Origin of the sequence: Sinorhizobium sp. CCBAU 05631 (assembly GCF_002288505.1) — a bacterium.
GTDB lineage: Bacteria > Pseudomonadota > Alphaproteobacteria > Rhizobiales > Rhizobiaceae > Sinorhizobium > Sinorhizobium fredii_C.
This window is the reverse complement of the sequence record NZ_CP023063.1, coordinates 276,715-301,416: the sequence shown is the minus strand read 5'-3', so window position 1 is coordinate 301,416 and position 24,702 is coordinate 276,715. Positions and strand designations below refer to the sequence as shown.

The 24,702-nt window shown below is 63.5% G+C and carries 16 protein-coding genes; 6 read left to right on the top strand and 10 right to left on the bottom strand.

The features are described from left to right. The 6 genes from rhaM to SS05631_RS01325 all read right to left on the bottom strand — a co-directional run bounded on the left by rhaM (nt 1) and on the right by SS05631_RS01325 (nt 6,007). On the bottom strand, nt 1–315 hold the full coding sequence (gene rhaM, locus SS05631_RS01350) for an L-rhamnose mutarotase (protein WP_037423845.1): 315 nt from the start codon (nt 313–315) through the stop codon (nt 1–3). Between the two features lie 10 nt (nt 316–325). After that, entirely contained in the window at nt 326–1,330 is a 1,005-nt protein-coding gene (locus SS05631_RS01345; RefSeq protein WP_037423842.1) for an ABC transporter permease, read from the bottom strand. Continuing rightward, nucleotides 1,330–2,310: an ABC transporter permease gene (locus SS05631_RS01340; protein ID WP_037423839.1), complete on the bottom strand. Its 981-nt coding sequence runs from the start codon at nt 2,308–2,310 to the stop codon at nt 1,330–1,332. The genes SS05631_RS01345 and SS05631_RS01340 overlap by 1 nt, the downstream gene beginning before the upstream one ends. Then, nucleotides 2,307–3,818, bottom strand: coding sequence for a sugar ABC transporter ATP-binding protein (locus SS05631_RS01335; protein ID WP_037423836.1), 1,512 nt, complete (start codon nt 3,816–3,818; stop codon nt 2,307–2,309). Before SS05631_RS01335 ends, SS05631_RS01340 begins: the two co-directional genes overlap by 4 nt. Before the next feature lie 262 nt (nt 3,819–4,080). Next, a complete protein-coding gene (gene rhaS / locus SS05631_RS01330; protein WP_037423833.1) occupies nt 4,081–5,070 on the bottom strand; it encodes a rhamnose ABC transporter substrate-binding protein in 990 nt (329 codons plus the stop codon). A gap of 124 nt (nt 5,071–5,194) precedes the next feature. Further along, nucleotides 5,195–6,007, bottom strand: coding sequence for a DeoR/GlpR family DNA-binding transcription regulator (locus tag SS05631_RS01325; protein ID WP_037423830.1), 813 nt, complete (start codon nt 6,005–6,007; stop codon nt 5,195–5,197). Nucleotides 6,008–6,206: 199 nt separating this feature from the next. Between SS05631_RS01325 and SS05631_RS01320 the strand changes: the two genes are divergently transcribed. From SS05631_RS01320 to SS05631_RS01290, 6 genes are all read left to right on the top strand, one after another. Then, nucleotides 6,207–8,306 carry a bifunctional rhamnulose-1-phosphate aldolase/short-chain dehydrogenase gene (locus tag SS05631_RS01320; protein ID WP_037423827.1) on the top strand — a complete coding sequence of 700 codons (2,100 nt, stop codon included), beginning with the start codon at nt 6,207–6,209 and terminating at the stop codon, nt 8,304–8,306. Nucleotides 8,307–8,319: 13 nt separating this feature from the next. Further along, on the top strand, nt 8,320–9,612 hold the full coding sequence (gene rhaI, locus SS05631_RS01315; protein WP_037423824.1) for an L-rhamnose catabolism isomerase: 1,293 nt from the start codon (nt 8,320–8,322) through the stop codon (nt 9,610–9,612). 152 nt (nt 9,613–9,764) lie between these two features. Further along, nucleotides 9,765–10,019, top strand: coding sequence for a GlsB/YeaQ/YmgE family stress response membrane protein (locus SS05631_RS01310; RefSeq protein WP_037423821.1), 255 nt, complete (start codon nt 9,765–9,767; stop codon nt 10,017–10,019). Nucleotides 10,020–10,185: 166 nt separating this feature from the next. Then, entirely contained in the window at nt 10,186–10,374 is a 189-nt protein-coding gene (locus SS05631_RS01305) for a hypothetical protein (protein ID WP_037423818.1), read from the top strand. A 79-nt stretch (nt 10,375–10,453) separates the two neighbouring features. Beyond that, nucleotides 10,454–10,915: a YbaK/EbsC family protein gene (locus SS05631_RS01300; RefSeq protein WP_037424097.1), complete on the top strand. Its 462-nt coding sequence runs from the start codon at nt 10,454–10,456 to the stop codon at nt 10,913–10,915. A 503-nt stretch (nt 10,916–11,418) separates the two neighbouring features. Then, nucleotides 11,419–12,405 carry a GlxA family transcriptional regulator gene (locus SS05631_RS01290; protein WP_244412290.1) on the top strand — a complete coding sequence of 329 codons (987 nt, stop codon included), beginning with the start codon at nt 11,419–11,421 and terminating at the stop codon, nt 12,403–12,405. A 10-nt stretch (nt 12,406–12,415) separates the two neighbouring features. Here the strand turns inward: SS05631_RS01290 and SS05631_RS01285 are convergent, their stop codons facing one another. The 4 genes from SS05631_RS01285 to SS05631_RS01270 form a co-directional block, all read right to left on the bottom strand. Beyond that, nucleotides 12,416–19,492, bottom strand: a complete 7,077-nt coding sequence (locus SS05631_RS01285) for a hypothetical protein (protein WP_037423810.1) — start codon at nt 19,490–19,492, stop codon at nt 12,416–12,418. Between the two features lie 398 nt (nt 19,493–19,890). After that, nucleotides 19,891–21,048 (bottom strand): UDP-galactopyranose mutase, encoded by a 1,158-nt coding sequence (gene glf, locus SS05631_RS01280; protein ID WP_037423806.1) that lies wholly within the window; start codon nt 21,046–21,048, stop codon nt 19,891–19,893. Nucleotides 21,049–21,088: 40 nt separating this feature from the next. Next, nucleotides 21,089–22,342 carry a hypothetical protein gene (locus SS05631_RS01275; protein ID WP_037423803.1) on the bottom strand — a complete coding sequence of 418 codons (1,254 nt, stop codon included), beginning with the start codon at nt 22,340–22,342 and terminating at the stop codon, nt 21,089–21,091. A gap of 30 nt (nt 22,343–22,372) precedes the next feature. Continuing rightward, entirely contained in the window at nt 22,373–24,427 is a 2,055-nt protein-coding gene (locus SS05631_RS01270; RefSeq protein ID WP_037423800.1) for a hypothetical protein, read from the bottom strand. Nucleotides 24,428–24,702: the final 275 nt, after the last annotated feature.

Sequence of the window (24,702 nt, the reverse complement as noted above, 5' to 3'; positions counted from 1 at the left end):
TCAGCTGAGATGGAAGACGGTCTTGAGCGGCACGGCGACCGGCTCGTTGTCGGCACGGGTTTCCATGATGTCGGCCATATGGGCCCACCATTTCTGCATCACCTGGTGCGACGGCAGATCGGCCATCTGGTGATTGTCCGTCCGCCAGAGAACGCCGAAGAGCAGGTTCGTCTCCTCGTCAAGATGGATCGAGTAGTCCGATATCCCGGCGTCTTTCAGCAGGGCCACCAGCTCGGGCCAGATCGCGTCGTGGCGCGCCTTGTATTCCTCGGCCATGCCTGGATTGAGCCGCATGCGGAATGCGTATTTTTCCATGGGAGAAACCTCAATGCGCGAGACGGCGGCGGGCGCGCCGCCACAGGATCGGCAGGGCGATCACCGAAATCAGCAGCAGGCCGATGAAGATCGACATGACGATGCCCGGTACGTTCAACAGGCCGAAACCGAAGGTGACCATGCCCATGATCAGCGCCGCCAGCACGACGCCGGGTATGGTTCCCGAGCCGCCGAGAATGTTGACGCCGCCGAGCACGACCATGGTGACGACCTCAAGCTCCCAGCCGAGCGCGATCGAGGGGCGCGTCGAGCCGAGGCGAGAGGTGAGGCAGACCGAGGCGAGGCCAGCCATCAGGCCTGTCAGCAGGAACAGCGTGAACTTCACCCGCGCCACCCGCACGCCGGAAAAGAGCGCCGCTGTCTGGTTGTTGCCGATGGCATAGACGGCGCGGCCGAAATTCGTCTTGTGGAGCAGCACGCCATAGGCGACGGCGAGCAGCACGAAGAGCGTGAACTCGAAGGAGAAGACCCACCAGACATAGCCCTGGCCGAACCAGGCGAAGCTTTCCGGATAGCCGGTGAAGGCCTGGTCGCCGAGAATGATGAAGGACAGGCCTCGAAACAAACTCATCGTGCCGATCGTCACGACGATCGACGGCAGACCGAGGCCGGTGATCAGCAATCCGTTGATGGCGCCGCAGGCAAGCCCGACGGAAAGACCGATCGCGACAAGCGCCGGGGTATCGACGCCGAGTTGCACCGCATAGCCCATGGCCGTCGAGGCGAGCGCGATGATCGAGGCGACCGAGAGGTCGATCTCGCCCGAGATGATCACCAGCGCCATGGCAAAGGCGATCATCGCCTTTTCGGTAAAGTTGAAGGTGGCGTCGGAGAGATTCCACGGGTCCAAGAAATAGGGCGAGGCAAAGGAATTGCCGAGGAAGATGAGGGTAGCGACCACGATGAGCAGCGCCTCCCAGCTCTTCATCAGGCGGGCGCCGCCTGCCTCGAGGCGATCCGGGATATTGCGGGGAGAGAGTTGAGCGTCAGCCATCAGACCGCCTCCGCTTTCTTGAGAATGACCCGGCCCTTGCGCCGCTCGGCGCGGGCGTTGACGGCAACGGCAATGATGATGACCGTTCCGGAGATCGCCATCTGCGCGAAGGGCGAGATATTGATGACGGGAAGCGCGTTCTTGATGACGCCGAGGAAGAGCGACCCGAGCACGGCGCCGGCCACGGAGCCGATGCCGCCGGCGATCGAAATGCCACCGATGACGCAGGCCGCGATGATGTCGAGCTCGAAGCCGGCGGCGATGTCGACATAGGCGACCGCATAGCGCGACACCCAGAGATAGCCCGAAAGGCCGGCGAGCGCGCCCGACAGGCAATAAGCGAAGAAGCGGGTGCGGCCGACATCGATGCCCGTATAGACGGCGGCGTGCGGATTGCCGCCGACCGCATAGAAGGCCCGGCCGAGCGGCGTCCGGCCCATCACCAGGAACATGACCGCGATCATCAGCAGCGACAGCCAGGACAGTACAGGCACGCCGGCGAGATCGAGCCGCGGCAGCGCCTTGAAGGCGTCGCTCATCTCGTGGGCATTGATCCACTTGCCGTCGGTCAAGAGGAAGATCAGGCCGCGATAGATCGTCAGCGTTCCGAGCGTGACGACGATCGGCGGGATGTCGAGCTTCCAGACGAGCGTGCCATTGATCATGCCGAGCAGACCGCCGAGCGCCATGGCGGCAAGAATGATGAGCGGGATCGGCAGGCCGGGAAAGGCGGCGTTCAGCATGGCGGCAACCATGCCGCAAAGCGCCAGATTGGCCGCCATCGACAGATCGATGCATCGGGTGAGGATGACGGCCATCTGGCCGAGCGCCAGGATGATCAGGATCGACGTGTCGTTGTAGACTCGAGCGAGGTTGGAGGGTCCGACGAATGCCGGAAAGCGCAATGCGATCAAGGCGAGCAGCACGGCAATCGCGCCGACGAGCAGGATCTCGCGGTTCTTGAGGAGCTTGGCGATCATCCGGCCCTCCCGTTGCGTTGCGCTTCAATGCCCGCTGCCGCGCGCACCAGCTTTTCGGCAGTCAGTTCGGAGCGTTCGAAGCGGCCGGCAATCCGGCCCTCGCGCATGACGATGACGCGATCGGACATGCCCATGATCTCGGGGATTTCCGAAGACACCATGATGACGCTCAAGCCTTGCGCCGCGAGCTCGCTCATGAAGGCGTGGACGGCGGCCTTCGAGCCGATGTCGATGCCCTTCGTCGGCTCGTCGAGAATGATGACCTTGGGCTTCGTCGCCAGCCACTTGGCGATCACCACCTTCTGCTGATTGCCGCCGGAGAGCGTGCCGACGTCCTGATCGAGCGAAGCGGCGCGGAGATCGAGGCGGGATGTATACTCGCGCGCCAGCGCGAACTCGTTGGCGAGCTTCAGGAAGCCCGAGCGCGAGGTGTGGGAAAGCGACGGCAGGGTTACGTTCTGGAAGATCGGCATGCCGATGATCGCGCCCTGGCGGCCGCGTTCCTCCGGCACATAGACGATGCCGGCGCGGATCGCCTCGGCCGGACTGCGGATGACCAGCACCTCGCCATTGAGCCTGACGGCACCCGCCGATGGCCGGGTGATGCCGATCAGCGACTGCATGAACTCCGAGCGGCCAGCGCCGACCAGGCCGTAGAAGCCGAGGATTTCGCCGCGCCGCAGCTCGAAATTGATGTCCTCGAATTCGGTCGGGTGGCGGTAGCCGGAGACGGTCAGCACCGGATCGCCGATCCTGACGTCCTTCTTGGGATAGACGGAATCGACCGCACGGCCGACCATCATGCGGACGAGATCGTCCTGGTGAACGTCGGCAATCAGCCCCTCGCCGACCATCGTGCCGTCGCGGAAGACCGTGTAGCGGTCGGCGATCCGGAAGATCTCGTCGAACTTGTGGCTGATGAAGAGGATCGCCTTGCCTTCGGCCTTGAGCCGCTCGATGAGCGCGTAGAGCTCATGGATTTCCTTGTGCGACAGCGCCGCCGTCGGCTCATCCATGATCACGACCTGCGCATCGACGGACAGCGCGCGGGCGATCGCCACAAGGTGCTTCTTGGCGATGCCGAGATCGCGCAGCCGGATCGTCGGATCGAAATCCGCGCCGGCCCTCTGCAGCAGGGCCTTGGCATCGGCATTGAGCTTCTGCCAGTCGATGAAGCCGAAGCGGTTGCGCGGCGCGTGGCCGAGGAAGATGTTTTCCGCAACGGAGAGCTCGTCGAAGAGAACCGTCTCCTGATGGATCGCCGTGACCCCGGCCCTGGCCGCGGCAAGGGCGGTGGGGAATGTGGTTTCCGTATCGGCGACCCGGATCACGCCGGCATCGGGTTGATAGATGCCGGTCAGGATCTTGACGAGCGTCGATTTGCCGGCGCCGTTCTCGCCGATCAGCGCCGTCACCGAACCCGGATAAAGCGCGAGGGAGACGTCGGAGAGCGCACGCACGCCCGGGAAGGACTTCGATATGCCCTCGAGCGTGATGGCGGGCTTCATCCGCGATGTGGTTGGTTCCTGCAACAAGAGAGAGTCCACCAAGTCAGTCGGCCAGCCCATCGGGGCGCCTTCGATTGTCAGTTGCCCCTCGCCCTGGCCCTCTCCCCGTTTTGACGGGGAGAGGGGACCCCTTCGCAGTGCGCGGTTTGCGCCGGCGTTGGTGAGGGTGAGGGCGAGACGCGGCCGCTTGGTCCCTCCTCCCCGACAAACGGGGAGAAGGTGGCCGGCAGGCCGGATGAGGGGCATATACCGGTCGCGCCGATCAGAAGATCTTCGCAAATTCCTCGACGTTCTTGGCATCATAGACGAACGGGTCGGCCATGGCGCCTTCATTGTTGTCGTCGAGCTTGACGGTACCCATGCGGCCCATCTTCAGTTCCGCGCCGGGCTTGGCTTCGGCCCCGCCGATGAGATCATAGGCGATCATCGTTGCCGAATAGCCGAGGTCGATCGGGTTCCAGATGGCGAAGGACTTCGAGGCGCCGGACTTGACGTGACCGGCCATTTCGGAGGGCAATCCAAGACCCGTGACGTTGATCTGGCCGATCTTGCCCGCGTCGGTGACGGCCTGAGCGGCGGCGACGATGCCGACCGAGGTCGGCGCAATGATCGCCTTCAGGTTCGGATAGGACTGGATGAGGCCTTGCGTCTCGCGATAGGACTTGTCGGCTAGGTCGTCGCCATAGACGGTGGCCACGACATTGATGCCCTTGTAGTTGCCCTGGACCTTCTTCATCTCGGCAATCCAGGTGTTCTGGTTAGTGGCCGTTGCCGAAGCCGAGAGCACGGCGACGTCGCCGCCCTCCGGCAGGTTATCGGCGGCGAGCTTGATGATCATGTTGCCGATCAGCGGGCTCGACGACGGGTTGAGATGCATCAGCCGGCCTTCCTTGGCGACACCCGAATCCCAGGAAATGACCTTGATACCGCGGTCCATCGCCTTCTTGAGCGCCGGCACGAGCGCGTCGGTGTCATTGGCCGAAACCGCGATCGCATCGACCTTCTGGGCGATCAGCGAGTTGATCACCTCGATCTGCCCCTCGGCGGTCGTCGAGGTCGGACCGGTATAGATGATCTCGACGTCGCCGAGTTCCTTGGCCGCTTCCTGGGCGCCCTTGTTGGCGGCCTCGAAGAAGCCGATGCCGAGCGCCTTGACGACGAGGGCGATCTTCTTGTTCTCCGCATGGGCGGCGTTTGCCATGAGCGCCGCGGCGACGGCGGCCGTCACCATCAATGATTTCAGAACTTTCATCACTTTCTCCTCCCTTGGGCCTGCATCCGGACTGGATGCATCAATCCGACCCGACAACTTCATCTGGCGGTCTTGCTACCGGCTTGCCCGGTCAGGCCGCCTCCCTTTCCCCCTCACCACCCGCTCAGGCGGATGTCGAAGCAGTTTCCGCGTCGACCTTCGGCCTCGCATTGGCGATGACAAGGTTGACGCCAGCGCTTTCGAGCATCGAGGCATGCCTGTCCTCGATGCCCGAATCGGTGATCACAGTGGCGATGCGCTTGAGGCCGCAGAGAATGAGGCTCGAGCGCTTGTGAAATTTCGAGGAATCGGCGAGTACGACGAGCTCGTCGGCCTGGTCGATCAGCTTCTGCTCGGCCTGGATCAGCAGCGGGTCGGCCTCCATCAGGCCGAGCGGCCCGAGCCCCTGCGCCCCCATGAACATGCGGCGCGCATAGAAATTGCGCGTCACGTCGTTGTCGAAGGGGCTCAGGATGATGTTCTGCTCGCGGTAAATCGTGCCCCCGGAAAGCATCACCGTGTTTTTCGAGTGCTTGAGCAGGTGCTCAGCGATCGGGAACGAATTGGTAAAGACCTGCATCCGGCGGTTGGCGAGGAAATGCACCATCTGGAAGGTGGTCGTGCCGCCATTGATGATGATCGGCTCGCCGTCCTGGCAGAGCGCCACCGCTTCGCGGGCGATCGCCTGCTTCTCGAGCGCATGCAGGCCCTCGTTGACGCTGAAGGGCCGGCCTGCAAGGCCGACGAATTGCGGTGGGTTGATCGCCTCGGCGCCGCCGCGCACCCGGCGCAGCCGTTTCTGCACATGCAGCGCCGCCACATCGCGGCGGATCGTCGCCTCGGAGCTGCCAGTCAATTCGACGAGCTCGGGCACGGTGACGACCGGCTTTTCCTGCACTGCCGACAGGATGATCCTATGTCTTTCTTTCTCGTGCATGCGCTCCTCCGATGTTCTGCATGCTTCCATCAGTCTCGCGCATTGTCAATCAGTTTCAATCATCTTTTTTCATTGTGCGCTGCAGTATGAACGTTTTTGATCGTTTTTGATTGACATCTGCGCATCGAGCGTGTGATCTGATGCCATCGTATCGTCGCGGCCCGAGTGCCGGCGGCTAGCTTACCGGGAGGAATTCGAGATGCTCGACAAGCAACAGGGCGCACGCCTGGCCAATCTCTGGGACGACGCCAAGGCGGCGGCGATGAGCGAAGCGGAGCGGCTGCTCTACCGCTCCAATCTCCTCGGTTCCGACAAGCGCATTACCAATTACGGCGGCGGCAACACCTCCGCCAAGGTGATGGAAAAGGACCCGCTCACCGGCGAGACGGTGGAGGTCCTCTGGGTGAAGGGCTCGGGCGGCGACGTCGGCACGATCAAGATGGACGGCTTCGCCACCCTCTACATGGACAAGCTGCGGGCGCTGAAGGGCATCTATCGCGGCGTCGAATTCGAGGACGAGATGGTCGGCTACCTGCCGCATTGCACCTTCAACCTCAATCCGCGCGCCGCTTCGATCGACACGCCGCTGCACGCCTATGTGCCGAAGCCGCATGTCGACCATATGCACCCGGACGCGATCATCGCCATCGCCGCCTCCAAGAACAGCAAGGAACTGACCAGGAAGATCTTCGGCGACGAGATCGGGTGGCTGCCGTGGAAGCGGCCGGGCTACGAACTCGGCCTGTGGCTCGAGAAATTCTGCCTCGACAATCCGAAAGCCCGCGGCGTCGTGCTCGAAAGCCACGGCCTGTTCACCTGGGGCGACACGGCGAAGGAAGCCTACGAGACGACGATCGAGATCATCAACCGGGCGATCGCCTGGTTCGAGGCGGAAAACACCGCCCCCGCCTTCGGCGGAGAGGCGAGGCCGGCGCTCGGCGCTGCCGAGCGCGCGGCGATCGCCAAGAGGCTGATGCCAGTGATCCGCGGACTGATCAGCACCGAGGAGAAGAAGGTCGGCCATTTCGACGACAGCCAGTCGGTGCTCGACTTCGTGACCTCGACCGATCTGGAGCCGCTCGCCGCACTCGGCACGAGCTGCCCCGACCATTTCCTGCGCACCAAGATCCGGCCGCTGGTGGTCGACTTCGACCCGGCCCAGCCGGACGTCGAAAAGACGCTTGCCGGCCTTCCGGAGGCGATCGCCGCCTACCGTGCCGACTACGCCGCTTACTACGAGCGCTGCAAGCGCGCAGACAGCCCGGCGATGCGCGATCCGAATGCCGTCGTCTATCTGGTACGCGGGGTCGGCATGATCACCTTTGCCAAGGACAAGGCGACGGCGCGGATCTCCGGCGAATTCTATGTCAATGCAATCAACGTGATGCGTGGCGCCTCCGGCGTGTCGACCTATGTCGGCCTGCCCGAGCAGGAAGCCTTCGACATCGAATATTGGCTGCTCGAGGAAGCCAAGCTCCAACGCATGCCGAAGCCGAAGAGCCTCGCCGGGCGCGTCGCCCTCGTCACCGGCGGCGCCGGCGGCATTGGCAAGGCGACCGCCAACCGGCTGATGCAGGAAGGCGCCTGTGTCGTTCTCGCCGATATCGACGAGGCGGCGCTCGGGGCCGCCCAGAACGAGCTTGCGGCCCGCTACGGCAAGGATTTCGTCCGCTCCGTCGCCATGAACGTGACCAGCGAGGCCGCGGTCGAGGCCGGCTTCGGCGATGCGCTCCTTGCATTCGGCGGCCTCGACATTCTCGTTTCCAATGCCGGACTCGCTTCGTCGGCGGCGATCGAGGATACGACGCTCGCGCTCTGGAACAAGAACATCGACATTCTCGCGACCGGCTATTTCCTGGTGTCGCGCGAAGCCTTCCGCATCTTCCGCAGCCAGAAGGACGGCGGCAATATCGTGTTCGTCGCCTCGAAGAACGGCCTCGCAGCCTCGCCGGGCGCGTCGGCCTATTGCACGGCCAAGGCGGCCGAGATCCATCTTGCCCGCTGCCTGGCGCTGGAGGGCGCCTCGGCGCAGATCCGCGTCAACGTCGTCAACCCGGATGCGGTGCTGCGCGGTTCCAAGATCTGGACCGGCGAATGGAAGCAGCAGCGTGCGGCGGCCTACAAGATGGACGTGGACGATCTCGAGGCGCATTACCGCGAGCGGTCGATGCTGAAACTCAGCGTCTTCCCGGAAGACATTGCCGAGGCGATCTACTTCCTCGCCTCAGACATGTCGGCGAAATCGACCGGCAACATCGTCAATGTCGACGCGGGCAACGCCCAGTCCTTCACGCGCTGATTGGGAGCAAGCCATGACCAACATGATCAGCACGTCGGTGATCGAGGCCGAGAATGGCAAGCGGCAGGAAGCGCTCACGCGCGACTACGAAACCCTCGGCGAACGGCTTGCGCGGCGCGGCATCGACATCGACGCCATCAAGCGGAAGGTCGCCACCTACGGCGTCGCGGTGCCCTCCTGGGGTGTCGGCACCGGCGGCACGCGCTTTGCCCGCTTTCCCGGCCAGGGCGAGCCGCGCAACATCTTCGACAAGCTCGAGGACTGCGGCGTCATCCAGCAACTGACCCGGGCGACTCCGACCGTGTCCCTGCATATTCCGTGGGACAAGGTCGCCGACCTGGCGGCGCTGAAGGAAAAGGGAGCCTCCCTCGGCCTCGGCTTCGACGCGATGAACTCGAACACCTTCTCCGACGCCCCGGGCCAGGCGCATTCCTACAAATTCGGTTCGCTCACCCACACCGATGCCGCGACGCGCCGCCAGGCGGTCGAGCACAATCTCGAATGCATCGAGATCGGCCAGGCGCTCGGCTCGAAGGCGCTGACGGTCTGGATCGGCGACGGCTCCAACTTTCCCGGTCAGAGCAACTTCACCCGGGCCTTCGAGCGCTATCTCGACTCGATGAAGGTGATCTATGGGGCGCTTCCGGATGACTGGCGCGTCTTCACCGAGCACAAGATGTACGAGCCGGCCTTCTATTCGACGGTGGTGCAGGACTGGGGCACCAACTACATGATCGCCCAGGAACTCGGGCCCAAGGCGTTCTGCCTCGTCGATCTCGGCCATCACGCCCCGAACGTCAATATCGAGATGATCGTCGCCCGGCTGATCCAGTTCAAGAAGCTCGGCGGCTTCCATTTCAACGACTCGAAATATGGCGACGACGACCTCGACACCGGCTCGATCGATCCCTACCGGCTCTTCCTGGTGTTCAACGAATTGGTCGATGCCGAGACGCGCGCCGCGGAAGGTTTCAGTCCGGCGCATATGCTCGACCAAAGCCATAACGTGACCGATCCGATCGAGAGCCTGATGGTGAGTGCGACGGAAGTCGGCCGTGCCTATGCTCAGGCGCTCCTCGTCGACCGCCGGGCGCTCGACGGCTACCAGCAGGAGAACGACGCGCTGATGGCCTCGGAGACGCTGAAAGCTGCCTTCCGCACCGATGTCGAACCGATCCTGGCCGCGGCCCGCCTCGAAAATGGCGGTGCGATCGCGCCGGTCGCGACTTACCGGGCAAGCGGCTATCGGGCCCGGGTGGCGGCCGAACGGCCCGCTGTTGCCGGCGGTGGCGGCGGTATCGTCTGAATATCCGAGGTGCAGGCCACGGTTCGGCAAGGGTAGCCGGCCGCGGCCGGCATCCCTTTTGCTGAGAAAAATCATCCCCGATCGCAATCTCCCCTATCTGCCCGCAAGGGATGAGCTATGTTTCCTGCAGCCACAACCGAAAGGAAGCATTGATGGGCATTGAAAGCATTCTGGTATTTCTGATCGTCGGCGCCGTCGCCGGCTGGCTCGCTGGCCTGATCGTCAGCGGCTTCGGCTTCGGCCTGCTTGGCAACATCGTGATCGGCGTCATCGGCGCGCTGATTGCCGGCTATCTGTTTCCGGCCGTCGGCATTACGCTCGGCACGGGCATCCTCGCTGCAATCCTCCATTCGACCATCGGCGCGGTCATCCTGCTGGTGCTGATCCGGATCGTCAAACAGGCCTGAAATGGCGATTTCCGACGCGGGATTCACCTACCATCGGAACCGGTTTGAGGACAAAATCATTCAGCAATGACAAGTGCCACGGCGAATCCTTGTCCGGCTGACGGGGCGCTGGAGCGATCCGCGTAAGAGCCGCGGATCGCCACTCGATGAAGCTGCGGAGGGAAAGATGACCGAGTTCTATGCGGAAAAGATCGAAACCGCGCTGCAATCCTACATGAGCGATCATCCCGCCGCCTTGACGCGCCAGGACGCGATCTCCACGATTCTCGAAAACTGGTTTGCAAGCCACGGCTACCTGCCGCCGCAACAGGAGGGTTTGCGTCCGGAAGAACTTGACGCGTCGAACGACGACTGAAACATTCCCCTTCCTCAGCAGACCGTCGGCCGCATTCGCCGCGGATATCCTTTTTCCAGATCGCAGCACCGGCCTTTCGATGACCCTGACCTCCGTCAAAGAGTTCTTTTCCGAGCACGCCCCCGACATCGACGTCATCGAGCTCCCGCAGAGCACCGCCACGGTGGCGCTTGCGGCCGAGGGGCACGGGGTCGAGCCGGCACAGATCGCCAAGACGCTGGCGCTTCGCGTCGGCGACGACGTGATCCTGATCGTCACCCGCGGCGACGCCCGTCTCGACAACAGGAAATACAAGGCCCGCTTCGGCACCAAGGCGCGCATGCTCGGCTTCGGCGAGGTCGAAGCCGAGACCGGCCATCCGGTCGGCGGCGTCTGCCCCTTCGGCCTTGTGAAGCCGCATACGGTCTATTGCGATGAATCCTTGAAGGCATTCGACGTCGTCGTGCCCGCTGCCGGCGCAATCAACGCGGCCGTCCACATCAGCCCGCAGCGCATGGCGGAGCTGACCGGCGCGGAATGGATCGACGTGTCGGAGACCTGACCTTCCGGCCGCGGCGACCGAGATGCGGCCAGCATGCGATCCTATAAAACGGCGATTAGGACCATGAGCGAGCCGAACGAAAGCGCGGCCATGAGGCTCAAAAGCACCTTCATCATGTGCATTGTCATCTGCGTTGACCCTTGCCCCGCTTCCAATGGGAATAAGCGAAGGCGCAACTTGACGGCCCGTCGCCGACAACCGGCGTGCCGATCCCTCCCATCGACATTAAGAATTTTCCGACAAGTTGGTTAATAAGTCATCCTGTCAATGCGGATTAGCCCCCTTGTTCCAGATGCGAAGGAAAGCATTTACCCGGACCGTTGCTTGCGGGATAATTGCCGAATAGAAGCGGATTCAAACTTTGAAGGCGCGTCCCGAGACGCGCCTGACGATCGGGAGCCGGTGGGCATTCCCCGACCGGATCGGTACGGAACAGCGCGACGTTGCGAACGGCCCTCACGGAAACATCGGCAGCCGCCGGAAAGCCCCTTAAGGACAAGGGCGTGCTGCGTGTCGGATTCATTCTGGCGCGCAGCTTCACGCTTAGCGCCTTCTCGCTCTTCGTCGATGCGCTTCGCCTGGGAAGCGACGTGGAGGACAAGTCGGGGCGCGTCAACTGCGACTGGGAAGTGCTCGGCAGCACGAGGAACTTCGTCATGTCGAGTTGCGGCATCCAGGTGGCGCCGACCGCGCCACTGCGGCCGCCGACGGAGTTTAGCTATATCGCCGTCGTTGGCGGACGGCTCAACGTCGCCGAACCGCTGGACCGGGAAACGACCGACTATCTCCACCGCGCCGCGCGCGCCGGCGTGCCGATCATCGGCGTTTGTACGGGAAGCTTCGTTCTCGCCGAAGCCGGTGTGCTCGACGGCCATGCCGCCTGCGTGAGCTGGCTTCATCACAACGAATTCCGCGGCCGCTTCCCGGCGATCGAGGTCACCTCGAACCGGATCTTCGTCGAGGACGGCAATATCATCACCTGCGCCGGCGGCAGCAGCGTCGCCGATCTCGCGACCTACCTGATCAGGAAACATGTCGGCGAAGACGCCGAACGCAATGCGCTCGAAATCATGCAGATCACCCGTCGCCGCGAGGCGAGCGAAATGCAGCCGCGCAATCCGCTCGGCCCCGTTCCGGTGCAGGACAAGCGGATCAGCCTCGCGCTGATGGTCATGGAGCAGCATCTCGAAGATCTGATCGGCATCGACGACGTGGCCAATGTCCTCGGCATATCGCGCCGGCAGCTCGAGCGCCTGTTCCAGAACGAGCTCGGGGCGACGCCGATATCCGTCTATCTGAAGCTCCGCCTCGACGCGGCGATGCGCCTCGTCGCGTCCACCGACAAACCGCTGATCGAGATCGCGCTCGAAACCGGCTTCGAGAACGTCTCTCACTTCATTCGCAAGTTTCGCAAGGCCTTCTCGATCACGCCGGCGGCGGCACGCAAGCAACTCGCTGCCGCCCGCGGCGCGCCAGGCCGAAAAGGCTAAATGCTTTAATTTAGGTCGCCAGGTAGGCCGCAATCACTGCCGCTATCTGATCGGAGTTCAGGGCGTCCATCTGGGAGTCCACCAGGGCGTTCAGCTGGGTGCTTGACAGGTTCGAGATGTCGTCCGTGGACAGCCCCGCGACACCGGATGAACTGAACGAGGAGACATCTTCCGCCGAGAAAGTTGCCAGATCCTCGGTCTCCAATGCCGCGACCTGCGCCGAGGTCATCGCGCTGACCTGCAACGACGTCAAAGCCTCCGCCTGGTCGGTCTTCAAGGCGGCGACGACCCGCGTACTCAGCCCCGATATCGCGCTGGTGCTCAAGGCGGCTATATGATCAGTGGAGAAGAGAGCTATGTCTTCCGTGCCCAGGGCCGCCGCCTGTATGGCGTTGAGGGCGCCGATCTGCGCGGTGGACAAGGTGGCGATCTGGGCAGAGCTCAGCGCCGCCATCTGGTTGTAGCTCAGCGAGCCGACCTGGCTTGCTCTCAAGGCTGCGATCTCGTCCGTGGAGAGCGCTGCGACAAAACTCGTGGACAATCCCTTTATGGCGGCCGCGCTGATCGCCTGCAGCTCCTCGGTCGAGAAGGTTGCGAGGTCCTCGGTGGTGAGGCCCGCAAGCCCCTCCGCGCTCAAGGCGGCAATCTGATCCGTGGACAGCGCATCGATCTGCTCGGCGCTCATGGCTCCGATCTGGGCGCTGCTCAGGCCGGCGATGCTGGCGGTGCCCAGGGCGGCAATCTCGGCGGTGGAGAGGCCAACGATGAATTCCGTGGGCAGTCCGCTGATGGCGGCCGAGCTGATCGCCGCGAGCTCGTCGGCGGAGAAGCCTTCCAGGTCACCCGTGCTCAGCCCCGACAGCGCATCCGAGCTCATGGCGGCGATCTGGACGGTGGTAAGGGCCTCGACCTGATCGTCGCTCAAGGCACTCACCTGATCACTGCCGAGGCCGGCAATACCCGCCGTGCTCAGTGCGGCAATCTGTGCGGTGGAGAGTACCGCGAGGTCGTCGGTGCTCAGTGCCGCCACCTGCTTGGAGCCGAGACCGCCGATCTGCGCCGTCGACAGTCCCGCGATCTGGTCGGTGCTCAGTGCATTGATCTGGGCGGTGGAAAGGCCGGATATGCCGGCCGAGCTCAGGGCCCCGATCTGATCGACCGAAAGCGCAGCGATCGTGTCGGTGGACAGCCCCAAGACGGCAGTAGAACTGATTGCCGCTATTTCCTCCGTCGAGAAGGTCTCCAGATCATACGTGCCTAGGACGGCGATCTGTTTGGAACTCAGTGCGGCAATCTGGAGCGAGGTGAGAGCCTCGACCTGGTCGGTGTTCAAGGCGTTGATCTGGGCCGTGGAAAGGCCCGCGATGCCACCGGTGCCGAGCGCCGCGATCTGATCCTCCGAAAGCGCCGCGATCATGTCGGTGGACAGTCCCGCCACCGCACGCGAACTGATCGACGCGATATCGTCCGTCGAGAAGGTCTCCAGATCGTCCGTGCTCAGTGCGGCGATCTGCGTCGAACTCATCACCGCGACCTGGGCGGAGGTCATGGCCTCGAGCTGATCGGCATTCAGCACGTCGATATGGGCGGTGGAAAGGCCGGCAATTGCAGCTGTATCCAGGGCGGCAATCTGATCCGTGGAGAGAGTGGCAACGTCGTCCGTTCCCAGCACCGCCATCTGTTTGGAGCTGAGCGCGGCGATCTGGTCGGTCGAAAGCGCCTCGAGCTGGCTGGTGCTCAAAGCCTGGATCTGGGCCGTGGAAAGACCGGCGACGCCGGCTGTGCTCAAGGCGGCGATCTGGTCCGCCGAAAGCGCCGCCAGCGTGTCGGTGGACAGTCCCGCTACGGCGCTCGAACCGATCGCGCCGATATCCGCGCTCGAAAAATTCTCCAGATCGTCCGTGCTCAGCGCCGCAATCTGCGTCGAACTCATCACCGCGACTTGCGCGGTGGTCAGAGCCTCGAGCTGATCGGCGCTCAGTGCCTGGATGTGCGCCGTGGAAAGAGCCGCAACGCCGGCCGTGCTCAGCGCGGCAATCTGTTTCGTCGTAAGCGCCGCTATGTCGTCGGTGCCGAGCGCCGCCACCTGCTTGGAGCTGAGCGCCGCGATCTGGTCGGTCGACAGGGCCTCGAGCTGGTCGGCGCTCAGCGCACTGATCTGGGCGGTGGAAAGATCGGCAATTCCGGCCGCGCTCAGGGCGGCGATCTGGTCCGCCGAGAGCGCCGCGATCGTGGCCGTGGACAGCCCCGCGACGGCGTCCGAACTGATCGCCGCGATATCTGCGGTCGAGAAGTTCGCAAGGTCGTCGGTGCTCAAGGCGGCGATTTGCGTCGAACTCAGCGCCGCCACCTGGCTGGTGGTCAGGGCTTCGAGCTGTTCGGCGCTCAACGCATCGATCTGTGCGGTGGAAAGGGTCGCAATGCCGGCCGTGCCGAGCGCGGCAACCTGGTCCGCCGAAAGCGCCGCCAGGTCGTCGGTGCCGAGCACCGCAACCTGCTTGGAGGTAAGCGCCGCCACCTGTTCGGTCGAAAGCGCCGCGAGCTGTTCGGTGCTCAACACATTGAACTGGGCGGTGGTAAGACCGGCGACGCCGTCCGTGCTGAAGGCGGCGATCTGCTCCCCCGAAAGTGCCGCAATCGTATCGGTGGACAAGCCGGCTATGGCGCTCGAACTGAGCGCCGCAATTTCCGCGGTCGAAAAGCCCGCTATGTCCTCCGAACTCAAGGCGGCGATCTGCTTCGAGCCGAGAGCGGCGATCTGGGTCGCCGTCAGGGCATCGACCTGGCCCGAGCTCAAGATGGCGATGTCCGCGGTGCTGAGGCCGACGACACCGGCCGCGCTCAGGGCGGCGATCTGGTCGGCCGAGAGCGTCGCGACGTCGTCCGTGCTCAAGGCATCGACCTGCCTGGAGGTGAGCGCTCCGACCTGGGCCGTGGTCAGGGCGGCAAGCTGATCGGTGCTCAGGGCATCGACCTGCTTTGTGCTCAGCGCCGCAACGGCATCCGTACTCAAGGCGGCGATCTGATCGGTGGAGAAGGCAGCGATGACATCGGTCGACAGAGCGGAAATGAGATCGGCGCCAATCGCCGCGACGTCGTCGACGGAGAGTGCCTTGATGTCGTCTGCATCAAGGGCGGCGATTTGCTGGGACGTCAAGCCGCTGAGCTGCTCGGTCGACAGGGCGCCGATCTGGTCGGAACGCAGGACAGCCATCTGCTTGGTCGTCAGTCCCGCGACGGCAGCGGCGCTCAGGGCCGCGATCTGCTCGGTCGAGAGGGAAGCGATGGCAACCGTGGAAAGCCCCGCTATGGCGCTCGAGCCGATGGCCGCCATGTCCTTGGCCGAGAAGACCGCCACGTCCTCCGTGCCGAGGGCGGCAAGCTGCGTCGAGCTCAGGGCGCCAACCTGGGACGCGGTCAGCGCCTCCACCTGATCGGTGCTCAAGGCGGCGAGCTGCTTGGTGGTCAGTCCGGCAACGGCAGCGGTATTCAAGGCTTCGATCTGATCGGTCGAAAGCATCTGGATATCGCTGGTGCCCAAAGCGGTGACGTGCGCCGAACTCAAGGCGGCAATCTGCTTGGTGCTCAGGGCGGCGAGCTGATCGGTGCCGAGCGCGTAGACCTGTGCACTGCTCAGGCCGGCAATGCCAGCCGTGCTCAGAGCGGCGACCTGAGCGGTGGAAAGCGCCGCGACGGCGGTCGTGGAGAGGCTGGACACGGCATCGGAACTGATTGCCGCGATGTCCTTGGTCGAAAAGACCGCAATATCTTCCGCCGCCAGCACTTCGATCTGCGTCGCGCTCAAAGCGCCCACCTGTGTCGACGACAGGGCTTCCACTTGACCGGTGCTCAAGGCAATGAGCTGCTTTGTGGTCAGCCCGGTGATCGCCGCCGTGCTCAGGGCGGTGATCTGATCGGTCGAGAGAGCCGCAAGGTCGCTCGTGCCCAAGGCGGCGACCTGTGCCGAACCGAGCGCGGCGACCTGCTTGGTGCTCAAGGCGGCGAGCTGATCGGTGCTGAGCACGTTCAGCTGCGTGCCGCTGAGGCCGGCAATGCCGGCGGTGCTCAGCAGAGCGATCTCGTCGGTGGAAAGGGCGGCCACGACGGCCGTGGACAGTCCGGCCATCGCACTTGCGCTGATCGCCGCGATGTCCTTGGTCGAGAACACCGCTATGTCTTCCGTTCCGAGCGCCCCCAGCTGCGACGAGCTCAGCGCGCCGACCTGTGCCGCGGTCAGGGCTTCCATCTGGTCGGTGCTCAGGGCATCGATCTGCTTGGTGCTCAGCCCGGTGATCGCGGCCGTGCTCAACGCCGCGATCTGGTCGGTCGAGAACGTCGCAATATCGCTGGTGTCCAGCGCGGCGATTTGCGCCGAGCTCAGCGCGGCAACCTGCTTGGTGCTCAGCGCCACGATCTGGTCCGTCGAAAGGGCCTCGACCTGGTCGGTTGTCAGCTCGTTGATGCCGGCAGTGCTGAGCGCGGCGATCAGGTCTGAGGACAAGGCAGCGACGGTCTCCGTGCTCAGGGCGGCGACCTGCGTCGATTTCAGCGCCGCAACCTGTTTGGTACTCAAGGCAGCGACCTGGTCGGAGCTCAGCGTCGCCATCTGGTCCGTGCTCAAACCCGCAATCGCTGCCGTGCTCAGCGCGGCAATCTGCGTGGAGGACAGGGCGGCCACAACATCCCCCGACAGGCCGGATATGGCCTTGGAGCCGATCGAAGCGATATCGGCGGTCGAGAAGCTTGCGATATCCTCTGGCTCCAGGGCAGAGAGTTGGGTGGAGCTCAGAACGGCTACCTGTGTGGTGGAAAGGGCGGCGATCTGATCGCTGGAGAGGGCGTCGATCTGATCGGTGCTGAGGCGAGCGATCCCCTTCGTGCTCAGCGCCATGACCTGGTTCGTGGTGAGGGCTCCGATGAGATCTTCCGTCAGCCCCGCAACGGCGCTCGAGCTGATCGCGGCGATATCGGCGGTCGAGAATGCCCCTATGTCCTCCGCACTGAGGGCCGCGAGCTGGTCGGAGCCGAGGGCGGCAACCTGCGCAGAGGAGAGAGCCGCAACCTGATCTGAGGACAGGGCTTCTATCTGGCCGGCGGAAAGGCCGGCGACGGCTTTCGTGCCGAGCGCGGCAACCTGCACCGTGGTCAAAGCCGCGACATTGTCGGTGCTTAAGGCGGCAATCTGGGTCGAGCTCAAAGCTTTGAGCTGCGCGGTGGAAAAGGCCGCGGCCTGGTCGGTCGACAGGGCGGCGATCTGAGCGGTCGTCAGGCTGGCGACCGCAGTCGTGCTGAGCGCCGCTATCTGAGCGGTGGAAAGCGCTGCAATGGCGACCGCGCTGACGCCTGGCATGCCTTTGCTGGTGATCGCCGCGATTTCGGCGGTCGAGAACATGGCTATGCCGTCTTCCCCGAGTGCAGCAAGCTGCACCGAGCTCAGCGCTTTCACCTGGGATACGGAAAAAGCCTCCGCCTGCTCGGTCGACAGGGCGGCGATCTGAGCGCTCGTCAGGCTGGCGACCGTACTCGTGCTGAGCGCGGCGATCTGATCGGTGGAGAGGGACGCGATGACATCGGCGTCCAAACCTAAAATGGCTTTGTTGCTGATCGCCGCGATGTCGCCGGTCGAGAATGTGGCAACCCCCTCCGCGCCGAGCGCCGCAATCTGCTTGGCGTTCAGCGCCTTCACCTGCGTCACCGACAGCGCTTCGAGCTGGCCGGTCGTCAGGGCGGCGATCATATCGGTCGTCAGGCCCATGACGCCCTTGGTGCTGAGCGCCGCCACCTGGTCCGTCGACAGAGCCTCGAGGTTGTCCGTGCCGAGGGCGGCGACCTGCGCCGAACTCAATGTCCTCAGCTGTGCTGCCGAAAGCACCGCGAGCTGGTCGGAGGTCAAGGCGTCGCTCTGTGCGGTCGTCAGGCCCGAGATCGCACTCGTGCTCAGCGCCGCGACCTGAGCGGTCGAAAGGGCGGCGATCGCTTCCGTGCCCACGCCCTTGATGGCGAGGTTGGAGATCGCCGCGATTTCGGCAGTCGAGAATGTCGCGAAGCCGTCCGTGCCGAGCGCCGCAAGCTGTCTCGAATTGAGCGCCTTCACCTGCAGGGCGGACATCGCCTCGGCCTGGTCGGTCGACAGGGCGGCCACCTGCGCGGTCGTCAGGCTTGCGACCGCGGTCGCGTTCAAGGCGGCAACCTGGGCGGTGGAGAGCGCAGCAATGGCGTCCGTGGTCAGGCCCCATACGGCCTTGTTGATCGCCGCGATTTCGGCGGTCGAGAATGTCGCTATGGCGTCCGTCTCCAGCGATCCGAGCTGCGGGGCTGTCAGTGCCTTCACCTGTGAGACGGTCAGTGCCTCGACCTGGTCGGTCGATAGGACAGCGATCTGGCTAGTGGAAAGCCCCGAGATTGCCGAAGCGCTCAGCGCCGCGATCTGATCGGTGGAAAGCGCGGCAATATCGTCGGTGCCCAAAGCGTCGATCTGCGAAGCCTTCAGAGCCCCCACCTGGGCCGTGGTCAAGGCGGCGATCTGATCTGTGGAGAGGGCGGCGATCTGCGCGGTCGTCAGAGCGGCGACCGCACGCGTGCTCAAGGCGGCAATCTGATCGGTGGAAAGCGATGCGATGACGTCGGTCGGAAGGCCGGTTATGGCTTTGATACCGATGGCCGCCATGTCCGCGGTCGAGAAGGTCGCCAGATCTTCCTCGCTCAGAACCGAGAGCTGCAGCGCGCTCAGCGCTCCGACCTGGGTCGAGCTCAAGGCCTCCGCCTGCTCCGTCGACAGACCGTCGAGCTGCGTCGTGGTGAGGGCCGCAACCTGGCTCGTGCCGAAGCTTTCGATGTCGGATTGATCGAGAACAGCGAGTTGCTCGAGCGTCAAACCCACGATGGCGCTTGGAGAGATGGCGCTCAGCTGCCGGGAGCTGAGAACATCGACATCCTCCGTGTCCAGCGCCGCGATCTGCGCCGAAGACAGAGCGCTGATCTGCTTCGTCGTCAGCGAGGCCACATCCTCCGTCGTCCAGGCGGCGACGGCCGCCGTCGAATAGGATTTGATCAGGCTGGGGCTCAGGGACGAAACGATGGAGGTCATGCGTGAAAACCCTTGGGTTCTAAATAGTCTCTGTGTGCCGTCGACCGTCCCGAAAGAGCCGTCCTTGCCGCAGTCTGGCCTTGCAGCAACGGCCGGCATCGCCTCTCCGGCGACCATCGAGATCGGATCGTCAGGAGGCTCGACGGCGGTCCGCGCTGGCTGTGGGAGGGATAGGGCCGGCTGCCGGCATGGGCGATCTCATGGCTGCAATTGGGATCAGGTTGCCCCGATCATAGTCAGCAACCTTGTGTCTGTCTGACCTGCAGCACGATCACGCCTTCGTTGCACCGGAATGGATCGGGCGGCGACGCATGGACATCGTGAGATTCAGCCGTCTGCCGATCGGAGTGCCTGCAATCGGACTTCCGCCAGTACAACAATCGCCCCACCACCGCCGATCAGATCGGCGAATGCAGGAAGACCGGCATGGGCTGATTTTCCGCCTTGCGGGCAAAGTAGAGCCTCGCCGTATCGAGGGCCTCACGAATGGTCACGTCCATGTCGAGATAGCGATAGGTGCCGAGCCGACCGACAAAGGTGACCGCTGTTTCGCGGCTTGCACGCTCGACATATTGGGCCAGTTGTTCCTTGTCCCTGACGAGTCGGATCGGATAATAGGGGATGTCGTCAGGGCCGCATGCGCGGGAGAATTCGCGATAGCAGACAGAGCCGCTATGCTCCTCCCAGGGCGAGAAATGCTTGTGCTCGGTGATCCGCGTATACGGAACGGAGACGTCGCCGTAGTTCATGACCGCGCAGCCCTGGAAATCGCCGTCATACTCGAAACGGTCGAAGTCGAGCGTTCGGTAGCCCAACGGGCCGAATTCGTGATCCAGATAGCCGTCGAGCGAGCCGGAGTAGAACACATGCGCAAAATCGTCTTTTTGCGCCCGGACAAACCGCGACTTCAGGATCACATTGATGTTGGGATGGTCGAGAATGCGGCCGACCATGTCCGTGTAGCCGTTCTCCGGCATGCCCTGATATTTGTGCGCGAAGTAGTTGTCGTCGTAATTGAAGCGCACCGGAAGGCGTTTCAGGATGGATGCCGGCAACTCGGTCGGCGAGCAGCCCCACTGCTTTTGCGTATACCCCTGGAAGAAGGCCTCGTAGAGGTCCTTGCCGACGAAGCGAAGCGCTTGCTCTTCAAAGGTTTTCGGGTCCTCGATCGAGGTGTCCGCCTGGGCTTCGATGAAGGCGCGGGCCTCGTCCGGCCTGAAGGTCTTGCCGAAGAACTGATTGATCGTGTGAAGATTGACCGGCAGCGAATAGACCTGGTCCCCCGAGGTCGTCTTCACGCGGTTCTTGTAAGGCATGAAGGTCTGGAAGCCGTTGACATAGTCCCACACCTCCCGGTCGTCGGTGTGGAAGATATGCGGACCGTAGACATGGATCATGACTCCGGTGTCTTCGTCGCGCTCCGTATGGCAGTTTCCGGCGATATGGTCGCGCGCATCGAAGATCTCGACTTGGTGGCCCGCCTCGGCCAGCTCCCGGCCGATGACCGCACCCGACAACCCCGCCCCAACGATGCCGATTGTTCCGCTTGCACGCATTCGAAGAGGCTCCAGTCCCGTATTGAATTAGTCGAAGGTGCTACGCGGCGAGCGCGCTGCGCATCAACCCGTCATAGGCATCGATCAGGCGGTCGAGCGCCAGGCCCTGCTCCTGGGGGCCGAAGCTCAAATGGCTGACGGTGAAATCCGAATAGATCGCCGTCGGCCGCTCGAGCAGCATCGGCAGGTCGACGGTTAGCGCGCGCTCGTCGTCTCCCTTCGGCAGGGCCATGTGCACGAGGTCCTTGCCTAGCCAGGCGATGAAGTTGATCGATTGGCGTTCGGTCCATTCGACTACCTTGCTGGGCAAAGGCAGGTGCTTGCTGTTGGTCTGCAGGAAATAGTCGTGCAGCTCGTTGGCCCGTTCGGCGCTCTGCCAGAGGCTTCCTCCGAACCCGCCCGGCGGCCGTTCGAAGTGGCCAACCCCTGCCGGAATGGAGCCCGCTACCTGCTGCCAGTGCGCGCAGACGCCGTTGTTCACCACATTGGCAGACACGACGACATATTTCGGATTCGTTCGCCGGAATTCGATGAAGTCGCTGAGCTTTGCGAGATCCATGTAGACGATGTCGTCATCGCATTTCAGGAATATCGAATCGGAAAAGGTCTTCAGCCGCTTGGCGTAGTAGTCATAGGCCTGCCAGTAGGGCATCTGCTCGTTCGGATTGCCGACGAAACGATGGATGCGTGAGCGGACGTTGCCGAGCTCCAGATCTGCGCCCCAGCCGCCTCTGACCAGTATGGACGCGCCGGCCGACAGATCGAGCTCGGTCCAGCGGCCGATCGCGACATTGTTGACATGGAGCGACGGAACGCCGTCCGCATCGACGTTGAGGACGATCTGGTTGGCGGTGCCTGGCGACAGGATGCCCGGCGTGGGCCTGCTCCACAACGCCGGTACATCGTTGCGGTCGAAACTCCTGAGCTGGCCCAGCGGCAGTTTCCGCAGGACCGAGTGCGAATTGCTCCAGCCGCCGACGACCAGTTCGAAATAGTCTTCGCCGCTGCCATTCGGAACGATGGCAATGTGAAGGTCGTTGGTGATCGTCGCGCGGAGGCGCAGCGGCTGGTTGGGCGCTACCGATCCGTTGGACTGGTAGGGGGCGGCGGAGCCCATGTAGCGGACGGGCCCGAATTCGCGCGTGACCCACTCATGATCCTGCTGCGAGCGGGTGAAATCCCAGACATGCCACTCGTCTATGATCCCGGCATCCAAAGCGGAATGGATGTACCGGGTGAGGATTTCCATCCTTTTCTGTCGGCCTGCGAATGTGACAAGTATAACCGGAGCCATATCATCCTCACTGTCTGGAATTGGTGCCGCTCAGCGCGCGCCGGCCGCCGACGCTGTCCACAGGCGGGAGTCGAACGGGATCGGCGCAAAGGCGTGCCACTCGGCCAGTTTCTCGACATAACGCTGCCGATAGGCGGCACTGTCGACGAACTCCACGTTCTCCTTCATGATCTCCGCTCCGACCTCGTAGTAGATGTCGAGATTGCCGAGATCGGGCACAGGCGTTTCGCCGCGCTCGCACTCGCCCTGCATCTGCCAGAACAGTTCCTCGAGGCGCCGGACCAGCGCCGGGATGTCGCGCAATACGCTGGCGTCGCGCCGGCTCTCCAGCGCCTGGCGGACCGTGGCGAGGCCCTGACGGTCCCGCGCAAAGGCGATCGCCTTCTGGACGAAGTCGTCGGGTCCGTCGCAGATGAGCTCCGGGACGCCGGCCGCGGCAACGATGCTCGAGCAGAACCGCGATGCGAAGCCGTTCCCGGGGAATGTCAGCACCGGCAATCCCATGGTCAGCGCGTCGCCCGCGGTGGAATGCGCCCCGTAGGGGAAGGTGTCGAGGAAGAGATCGGCCAATTCGATGCGGGCCAGATGCTTGGGATTGGGAGCCTTCGAAGCGAAGATCAGCCGCTCGGAGGACACGCCGCGCTGCTCGGCCGCTTGCTTGAGGCGCTGATCGACATCGTCGCCGCCACCGAGCAGCCAGAGGTAGCTGCCGGGGGTCGCGGCAAGGATCGCCATCCAGCGGTCGAAGCAGGCGGCGGTGATCTTCTGCATGCCGTTGAAGCAGGCGAAGATGAACGCATCCTCGGGCAGCCCCGCTTCCGCCCGGCTCGGCCGCGGCGCGATCTGCCGCTTGCGGTCGACGGGCTGGTTGCACGGGATCCTCAGCACCTTTTCCGAATAGTAGATCTCGTTTTCGGGCGGGATGATCTGCTCGTCGGCAATGACATATTGGTGGAAGGGGCTGCCCATGGTGCCTGGGTAACCGCAGAAGCTGACGATCACCGGGGCCGGCCGATACGCGAAGATCCTGGTGCGGGCATGCTTCGTGTAGCCGTTGACGTCGACGAGGATGTCGATTTCGTCGGCGACGATCTGCTTTGCAGCGTCGCTGTCGCTGACTGCGGAAATGTCGCGCCAGCAGTCGATGGCGTCCATCATCCGCGTCTGCGTTGCGTCGCCCGTCCGTGCTTCGCCGCAGTAATAGGCATAGATCTCGACGCTATCCTTGTCGTGCGTCTCGAAGACTTCGCTGAGCGCGAAGCCGACCGCGTGATCGCGCAGGTCCGAGGACACATAGCCGACGCGCAATGTCTGCCCGGTGCCGGATTTGTGCCGAGGCTGAGGCTTCGGGAAGCCGCTCAAATCGGGGCGGCCGACAAGCGACTTGCAGTAGCGATAGGCCTTGGCGAGCTGGAAGACCGGATCGTCGGCATAGCAGGCGAGGGTCAAGGGCGAGAGCGCATCGAGCAGTTGCCGATGCGAAACATGCTCGGAGGGGACCAATGTCGGCCATTTGCATTGCCGTTGCCGCAGCGAAGTCCAATGCTGACCGGCCTCCGTCTTGTCGGGTCTGAGCTCGATCGCCTTCAACAGGGTGTTTTCCGCCTCTTCCATGAGGCCGGCATTCTCGAGCACACGGCCCATATGCTGGAGAACCATCAGCCGATGCGCAGCGCGCTCGGGCGTGATCTCGGAGGTCGCCTCGGAATAGACCTGCCATTGTTGGATCGCCTGTCCCGTCAGGCCGGCATCCTCCAGCGCGCGGCCGAGATTGATGTGGCCCTGGCCGAAGCGCGGTTCGAGCTTCAGGCAAGCGCGCAACGCATGAATGGAGCCGGCGAGATCGCCCAGCTGCCTGAGCGTGACGGAGTAGTTGAAATAAACGAGGTGAAGCAGCGGATTGGTATCGTTGTAGGCGATCCAGGATTTATAGAGTTCGGCGGCCTGTGCTCTCTGCCCGGCGGCATTGAAGCTTTCTGCAAACTGAAACAATTCCGTGAGCGGGAGCCGCTGCTGCCGCGCCCTTTCCAGGAAGCCAGCAAGCGGCGAAGCAGGATCCGAGGCAAGATGAGTGTAGATGGTCATGGAAATCCCACTGACAGGCGAGTTGGCGGCCGACTCTGAGAACATCTGCGAATGCTGTTTTAGGCCATTAACCCGACTAGCTTGCCTTGGGCTTGCGCCTCCTTGCGACTCGCGGGGGCGGGTTTGCTCCAACATCTGCCCGGTTCCTCGGCTTGGCACGTGAGCGCCCACGACCGGATCGACCCTCCAGGTCATTTTAGGTTTCGCTGAATATTGCGAACGGCCGCTTCGCTGTGTAGCGTCGCTTGGGACGTGCGTCTGCACCCGAATCGTCG